Origin of the sequence: Chamaesiphon sp. VAR_69_metabat_338 (assembly GCF_031423935.1) — a bacterium.
Lineage (GTDB): Bacteria > Cyanobacteriota > Cyanobacteriia > Cyanobacteriales > Chamaesiphonaceae > Chamaesiphon.
On sequence record NZ_JANPGM010000436.1, the window covers coordinates 1 to 7,789 of the forward strand.

8 protein-coding genes are annotated in these 7,789 nt (G+C 47.9%); 3 read left to right on the forward strand and 5 right to left on the reverse strand.

Annotated elements, in window-relative coordinates; translation table 11 throughout:
• Positions 1-85: 85 nt before the first annotated feature.
• Both RMO84_RS12035 and RMO84_RS12040 read right to left on the reverse strand, forming a co-directional pair.
• Complete coding sequence (locus RMO84_RS12035) at positions 86-1,750, reverse strand: protein kinase domain-containing protein (RefSeq protein ID WP_310488698.1); 1,665 nt, start codon at positions 1,748-1,750, stop codon at positions 86-88.
• Positions 1,751-1,980: 230 nt separating this feature from the next.
• The gene (locus RMO84_RS12040) at positions 1,981-3,324 is read right to left on the reverse strand and encodes a hypothetical protein (RefSeq protein ID WP_310488699.1); all 1,344 of its coding nucleotides are present in this window, start codon (positions 3,322-3,324) and stop codon (positions 1,981-1,983) included.
• A 327-nt stretch (positions 3,325-3,651) separates the two neighbouring features.
• Between RMO84_RS12040 and rpmF the strand changes: the two genes are divergently transcribed.
• Entirely contained in the window at positions 3,652-3,828 is a 177-nt protein-coding gene (gene rpmF / locus RMO84_RS12045; protein WP_310488700.1) for a 50S ribosomal protein L32, read from the forward strand.
• Between the two features lie 17 nt (positions 3,829-3,845).
• The gene (locus tag RMO84_RS12050) at positions 3,846-3,986 is read left to right on the forward strand and encodes a hypothetical protein (RefSeq protein WP_310488701.1); all 141 of its coding nucleotides are present in this window, start codon (positions 3,846-3,848) and stop codon (positions 3,984-3,986) included.
• A 143-nt stretch (positions 3,987-4,129) separates the two neighbouring features.
• Here the strand turns inward: RMO84_RS12050 and RMO84_RS12055 are convergent, their stop codons facing one another.
• Complete coding sequence (locus RMO84_RS12055) at positions 4,130-4,507, reverse strand: DUF4870 domain-containing protein (protein WP_310488702.1); 378 nt, start codon at positions 4,505-4,507, stop codon at positions 4,130-4,132.
• Between the two features lie 186 nt (positions 4,508-4,693).
• On the opposite strand from RMO84_RS12055, the gene RMO84_RS12060 reads away from it, so the two are divergent.
• Entirely contained in the window at positions 4,694-5,485 is a 792-nt protein-coding gene (locus tag RMO84_RS12060; protein ID WP_310488703.1) for an MlaE family lipid ABC transporter permease subunit, read from the forward strand.
• A gap of 152 nt (positions 5,486-5,637) precedes the next feature.
• Here RMO84_RS12060 and RMO84_RS12065 read toward each other — a convergent pair whose 3' ends face one another.
• Positions 5,638-7,248, reverse strand: coding sequence for an RluA family pseudouridine synthase (locus tag RMO84_RS12065; protein ID WP_310488704.1), 1,611 nt, complete (start codon positions 7,246-7,248; stop codon positions 5,638-5,640).
• A gap of 21 nt (positions 7,249-7,269) precedes the next feature.
• A partial coding sequence (locus tag RMO84_RS12070; RefSeq protein ID WP_310488705.1) for an alpha/beta fold hydrolase occupies positions 7,270-7,789 on the reverse strand: 520 nt, incomplete at its 5' end.

A 7,789-nucleotide genomic window follows, 5' to 3' on the forward strand; every position in this document is an offset into this window, starting at 1 on the left:
AAAACAAAACACAAACCCGACTTTTTGGAAAAGTCGGGTTTGTAACCCCCACGTGAGAATTTCGCATTCGCTGGCGTGCGCATCCTCAAAAGAGTGGCGTTTTTGCTGGCATGGGCTTAGCCGGATCGGTATTTTCTGGCAACGGACTCGGATCGATCGGTGCTGGAGAGTTTTCTGGTGATGGCGATGTCGTGGGGGTTGGTGTTGGCGTTGGCATGGGGGTTGGACGCGATCTTGGCGGATAAAAAGGAGTAGGTGAAAAAGTCGGTGTTGGTGTGGGTGCTGCTGTCTGAGTTGGCGTCGGTACCACAATCGGAATTGGCGACTCAGATGGTGATGGTGTCGCTGCTGGGCTAGGAGTAACAGTCGGTGTCGCTGTTGGTTGGCGATTGACCTTCGGCGATGGGACTAGGATCGGCTTGGGAGCCGCTGGTGTGACTGTGGGTTTGGGAGTCGGAGTCATCGCTGGAGCATTACAATTGACGACCTGATTGTTATAGACCCAGCCTTTAGAATTATCTGCCATTTGGATTTGGATGAAGGCATCTTGTTCCGATCGATAGACAACCTTGGTACCCCGCACTAAATTGGCTTGAATTTTGGCATCGCGCTGGGGTTGCGATCGCACGCGCGTGGTGGAGAGATCGGTAGGTGCCGCCACCCGACACAGCTCGGAGCGCACATCTGTAGCAAAGTCTTGGCGATCGAAAATGTTGCGACTAAACCAGACAAAACTGCCGATTGCCGCTAGGATCGCCGATATACCACCAATTAGCGGCATCAAATTCCACCTGGGTCTCGGGGGAACTGGCGGTAATGTGTCGGCATGAGTCGCGGTTGCTTGCGGTGCGACCAGAGTAGCTTGCGAATCGAGGCTATGAGCTTGCGACTGAGTGACCTGCACGGAAGTAGACCCTGGGGGAACAACACCACTAATTAGCCCTCTGACTGCCCTGAGTGCTTCGTCAGCCGTTTGATAGCGATCTTTGAAGTGATAGCGGGTCATCCGCTGCAAAATGTTAATCAGCCGAGGATTGGCGAGGGTGAGGTGTTCCCATTTAAGTTCGCCAGTGCCCTCATCAGTCGGAAGATCGTAGGGATTGATGCCTGTTAATGCTTGAATGCCGATCGTACCTAAAGAGTAAAGATCGCTACTGGCGCGCGGATTGCCAGAGGCTTGCTCGATCGGCATATAGCCTGGAGTGCCAATTACCACCGACAATGTCTGTTGACCCTGGGACATTTGCCGTTCGCGAACTTGTTTGATCGCCCCAAAATCGATCAAAATCAAGCGGCGATCGCGATTGCGGCGCATAATGTTATCGGGTTTAATATCCCGATGAATCACATTTTGACCGTGAATAAAGACGATAATCTCCAGAATTTCTTGCAACAGTTGAATGACTTGGGCGTCGCTCCACTTGGTACCGTGCGTTAGTTCGGTAGACAGGGGATGTCCGGGGACATATTCTTGAACTAAATAGAATTCTTGTTGCTCTTCAAAATAGGCCAGTAAACGAGGAATCCGATCGTGATTGCCGAGCTGTTGCAGGACGATCGCTTCTTTCTCAAAAAGTTTGCGCGCGATGTCTAGTACCGATCGATCCGTACTGGCTGGCTTGAGATGTTTGAGTACGCATTTAGGATGGCCTGGTAAGTGCAAATCTTCAGTAATATAAGTCTGCCCAAATCCCCCAGCACCCAAAACTTGAAGTACGCGATAGTGTCCCGCTAATAACTGACCGATCATTTAAGTCATTCCATCTCCTCAGATATCTCAACTTTACCCTGGTTATGAAGTAATCGATCGTGTCCCGCTAATAACTAACCGATCGTGTAAGTCATTCCATCTCCTCAGATATCTCAACTTTACCTTGCCGATCGACTAGTTGACGAGAACTGACAATTTTCGGCAGGACTTCGCGTTCGCGCTGCCATTGCTATCGGCAGATGGCAGCATCCGAACTAGTTGCCAGGTATCTAGGAGATGAGCTGCTGAACTTGAGCGATCGCCCATCCAGGACAACCACGTTGAATCGTTGAAACCTTACGATTTACCTCTTGCCCGAGTGCATTTTTGAGCACTTCGGTATGAACGATGAGATCGCCTTCCTGAAGATACTTAGCAAGCACCTCAATTGCCTTGGTTTTGAGGTCTGCTTGTCGCTGGGACAGCGATAGCGGCGATCGATCCGGAATTAGCGATTCCGTTGGTATTGCGGCTGCCTGAGGAGCTGATAGAGCGGTCGAAGGTTGTGGTGCGATCGATGGCAATGGTGCTGTCGGCGGTTGTGGTGTTACTGGCAGTGCGCTCGCATCTGATGTTACGGTAGCTGGTGGCACATCATCCCGTTCGACAACGTTGCCGCTAAGTAATTCATTGATGTGATAAATGCCTTCAATCCGATCGATATCTTCGGTATCTTCAGTATTGAAAGTATTGAGATATGACTCCAAATCCACATCTTCATATTCTTCGCCACCATCGACCTGTCGATCTACCATCGTAGATTTGGCCGCCGGACTATTTAGACTTGTGCTGCCAGTTGCTTTGGCTGAGACTGCTGGCGTTATCGACCCAGAAATTGGTACTTCGATGGCGATATTTGGTTCGGATTGTCGATCGAGTTCGATCGGTAACGAGGAATTTGTCGCCCGAATTTGCTGCCGATCTAATAACAATATTTGAGATGGTGTCAAAGATTTAGGTTCGCTACCAGACAATGATTTCGATTCGAGCCAGACCACATAATCTTCAGGCTCGATCGCGATTTCACCGCGATCGGTGCAAATGATAAAATTACCCTGTTTGGGTTGCAAATCGCGAATTGAATACCATTTACCCTTAGTAAAAGTTAAGACATCAATTGGGGGATTGGGGACATTGAGTTGATAGCGTTTATTATGCCACCAGACCTTCCACAGTTCGATGACCTCTGTATATTTGAGTTGATAGCCATCGGGTACCTCATAATAGTGATGCTCGCTAAATTCGGGATGCGCTGATTTTTGTTTGGTAATAAATCCGAGCTGGAGAGTGGCTTGGACGATCCGTTGTCTGAACTCGGATTTATTAGAGAGCAGCACCTTGCGCTGCAACTGATTTACTTGCTTGCTAATTCCGACCAATTTACTCTCGCGATCGCTCAACCGGATCGATGTTTCTGTATATTCTAATTTCAAGCTTGGACTGGAGATAAACTGCTTGTGACCCCGGACAAAACAGTCAATAATCGGATCTAATTCTGCTGTCGCTAGCTGAGAATCTTGGGGAGCGGCAAGGCGATCGCCACCACCAATCGGGAGAGAATTTGGTTCTGTCATAAGGGTCACACCAGTCAACATTGAGCTATATGAGGTTGATATACAACTTAAAAGATCGCGCAGTAAGAATATCTACCGTTTTGATATATTATTTTATATCGACATCTTTGTACCCCACATTCTATCCAGTCAAATTTGCGATCGGTCAGTGGGGTGGGCGATTTTGAGCATTTTGACTGAGATAAAATGCGCAATAACGTCGCGTTATTGCGCAAGCGCCACTAACTCACTTGCACTCACCAGCGGGAACATCTTTAAAGTCCAATCTTAAATTTTAATGGTTCTGCCCTGCTATACTGAAAAGGCTGTGCCTATATATTTATTCCTATGGCAGTTCCAAAGAAGAAAACCTCTAAATCCAAACGCGACAAACGCCGCGCAACTTGGGTAAACAAAGCGGCGATTCAAGCCAAAAAAGCCCTCTCATTGGGTAAATCGGTGCTAACCGGACGCTCTACCAGTTTTGTTTATCCTCAGCCCGATGAGGATGAAGCTGCTGAATAATCACTTGATTTCAGCCGATGCGCGATCGGCTCTGGCACAGCCGCACTGCGGACAATGTCGTTGTCGATATCTGGCATGAGTCCCACGCAAATGTGGGCATCCATCCCGAATTGCTAGCAATCGATCGCTGTGGGGATGTGCCAATGGCTCAAATCTAGAATGTGGCTCGATCGCGATCGAGCAATTCTGGGTAGTCGATCGCTAAATACTGCTGACAATCCCCAGCGACAATGCGGATTTTGTAAGATCGATTGAGGTGTAGAGAAACGCTCGGTCTCTCTACACCAGATTTTAGTACAGCTTAAAGTAATCTCCAGATAAACGGATAGCGATAAGGCTCGTTGGGATTATTGAGAGTTGCTAAAATCCCAAAAATTGGCGGTATCCAGTGGAACAGGAAGAACAACCCACCAACTAGCCACGCTAAGGGAATTGTCACAATTAGGGCAGTAAATAGAAACCCTAATGCACCCGAAATTGCAAAGTACAGCCAGATATTAAAGTGATAATTAAGAGTTTCTTTGGCAGTTGCTTTGATAACTGGGTCATCAAATAACAACAGAATTACTAATGGAATCGCCGAAGTAACTAGCAAGGAGCCTAAAAAAATAGAGCCGTGGCATAGTAAAGAAAACAGTTTCCGTTTGCCACTTCCACTACGATCGCCAGTGTCAACCATTTCAAATCCTCAAAGATAATTGTTACTCAAAGTTTAATTATACTGACTTTATCATAGCTTGCAGGTGTCTGGTAGTACGTCTTCCCTGGGTGGAGATCCGCAATTGTCCGAGCAGAAACATTATCGATCGCTTATCTTTCATAATATCTAGTGAATTGCTAGCACTTTGCCCCCACATCCTTCAACATGGCTCCCAAAAGATCTGGTGCAACCTCTTATCCATACGCGCATAGTCGATTTGGTTTTACGCTGTTACTGATCGGTCAAATCTGGCTACATTTGATTCAGGGGAAAACTTGCTGGCAGAAAATCTCCGAGCATTTGTTTAAAACTGGCCCGTCATCGGTGATTCCGGTATTATTAGCCAATGTGTTAGCAGGGGCAATTTTCACGATTCAGAGTGCCAGACAGTTGGAGTCAGTGGGTCAAGTTAATTTAGTCGGTGGTGTCTTTGCGATCGCCTTTTGTCGCGAACTCGCTCCAATTTTGACAGCTTGTGTAGTGGCCGGACAAATTGGTTCGGCATTTGCTGCCGAAATCGGCTCGATGAAAGTGAGCGAACAAATCGATGCCCTTTACACGCTGCGCACCGATCCGATCGATTATCTGATTCTGCCGCGCGTTCTTGCCTGTTGTTCGATGGTGCCGATTTTAATCGTGCTGGGTTTAGTCTTCGGCATCCTGGGCGGGATCTTTGCTGCCGCTCAACTCTATCAATTACAGCCCTTGATGTTTTTAGATTCGGCGCGCAGCCTGCTCAAAACCAGCGATCTAGTCAGTCTGGTATTCAAAGGTGTCATTTTCGGAGCGGCGATCTCCACGATTGGCTGTGGCTGGGGGATGACGACGTATGGTGGTGTCAAGCAAGTAGGTGAATCGGCGACCGCTGCTGTGGTAGTTTCGGGCATTACAATTTTTGCACTCGATCTGGCAATCTCATTACTATTTGGCGATCTACCGACGAATAAGCGCATTTGAGCTAAGCCCATCGGGATACGATCTTGCGTTCAAGCAGGATAAAGAAGATATCTCGTAGATTTCAGAAATAGTGGGTGAGGGCGGGTTCGTACGATTATTGTCTTTACAGCAGAGATTTCTGGCATAAACAAAGCCATCTACAGATCTTTGATTCAGAACGGGCATTGGGCTTGCAGCGACATTCGTTCTAATGTATGTGGATGCATAAAACTTAGTTCTCGCGCATGGAGATGCAATCGCGATCCATTTTCCTGACAACCGTAAAGTCGATCGCCAAAAATGCATACACCCAACCCGCGACGATCGGCAGCATGGACGCGTAATTGATGCGATCGACCAGTCACCGGCATAAACTCAATCCGCGTATAGCCGTCGATTTGCCCCAATACCCGAAACTCAGTCACACTCGGCTTGCCCAGATTAAAGTCTACTTGCTGGCGCGGTCGATCGAGCGGATCGCCCCAAAGTGGTAAATCGATCGAACCTGTTTCAACTTCAATTTTTCCACCTAAAATAGCTTCATAAATCTTGTGTACCTGTCGATTTTCAAACTGTTGACTGAGCTGTATATAAGTCTGTTTATCTCGTGCGCATAATAATATCCCCGACGTATCGCGATCGAGTCGATGGACGGTATAAACTTCGGGATATAGTGTCTGCAAGCGAGTCAGCACGCTATCTTGAAGATCGATCGTCCGTCCAGGCACCGATAATAGTCCCGCAGGCTTATCAACGGCAATTAGATATTCATCCTCATAAATAATCGGTAACGCCCAATCGGGCGACGGCGACGACAAACCCGCCAGCATAAATCCCATCAATGGTTGACATCGTTCCTCACATGCCCCATAAAACTCTCCCTGAATCTTACTCTGGTTGCTGAGCGGAGCAGAAGCACCCCACCAAAACTCCGCCATGGCGATCGGTTTGAGCTGATGACTCGCGGCATAATGGAGCAACTTCGGCGCGCAACAATCGCCCGTCCCCGTAGGAATCCCCGCTGGCATCAGTTCTCGCAACGAGCTAGATGTGCCCAAAAAGTTCATCAACCGATAAGCATCGTGCATCTGCGTCTGAAGTTGCCGCGATCGCAGTTTGCGCCGTTGCTTCAGCTCCCGAATTAAAGCCTCATTCTGGTCTAAAAGCCGCTTGAGCGGGTGTAAAATTGCGTCGCGTTCTTGTTTTAGTCGATCGCGTTCTCGTCCATCCTGGCAGCTTTGAGCGATAAGTTGGGCAATTGCGGCGGTTAATTCTACCTCGTTGAGGGTAGCCTCATAATGCTCGCGCTGTTGTTGGCGCAAGGCTTTGCGTTGACGATGCGCGGTCGATAGTTGCTTGATGCGATCGACAAATTCCGCCGCAATCGATCGATATTGCTCTTGCTCTGTGGTGCGATCCAAATCGATTAATTCTTGCTTCATCGTTGCCAGAGCTGCTAGGGTAGCTGCTTCTTCGATCGCCACTCGATCGCGCCCAGGAATTGGCGGCACCCAACCATCGACGACAGCCTCACCATTTAATAGTCCCGAAAAAGCTTTAAGTAAGAGTCGATCTCCTGTAGCTGTTTGCACCAATAACACGCCATACATTTTTCCCTCACGGCTATATCGATCGTCTAGTGACAATTGTGCCATTAGTTCGCGGGCAATTTGCTCGACATCAGCGGTACGCGGTAGCTGCAATAATTTGCCGCTTTGGGGACAATAACCCCGATACCAATAAGTTGGTATAGCATCGCGAAGATCGACAACCGGCTCTAACATATTCCTGACGATCGATTTTGATTATCTGCTGAGAAAGTCCAACACTAAGCGATTGAATTTGGCTGGATATTCTAAATAAGGGTGATGTCCGCAATCGGGGAAAATTTCTAATTGATTGTGGGGCAAACCAGCCGCAGCAACGTAAGCATGTTTGACGGGAATAATCCGATCCTGCTCTCCCCACATAATTAATGTCGGTCGATCGATTTGGGGTAAACTAGCGACGATCGGTCGATACACATCGGCAAGTACGCCAGCAAGATTAAAATTACTTTGTCCGAGCCTTAGAATGACATGATTGCGATCGGGAATGACAAAAATTCGATAGCGAAACTCTAGCCATTCGGGCGGCAATAGCTGACTATTATGAAAATTAGATCTTAACATCGCTGGAATCATCCAACGTCCTGGGCGCAATAGATTGACGATCGCCGGTAAGGTAATCAAGCAAATCCCCAGACTAATTTCTTTACCCAAACCCATACTATCGACTAATACTAACTTATCGACCCGATCGGGATACAAGTTGGCGAATTTTAAG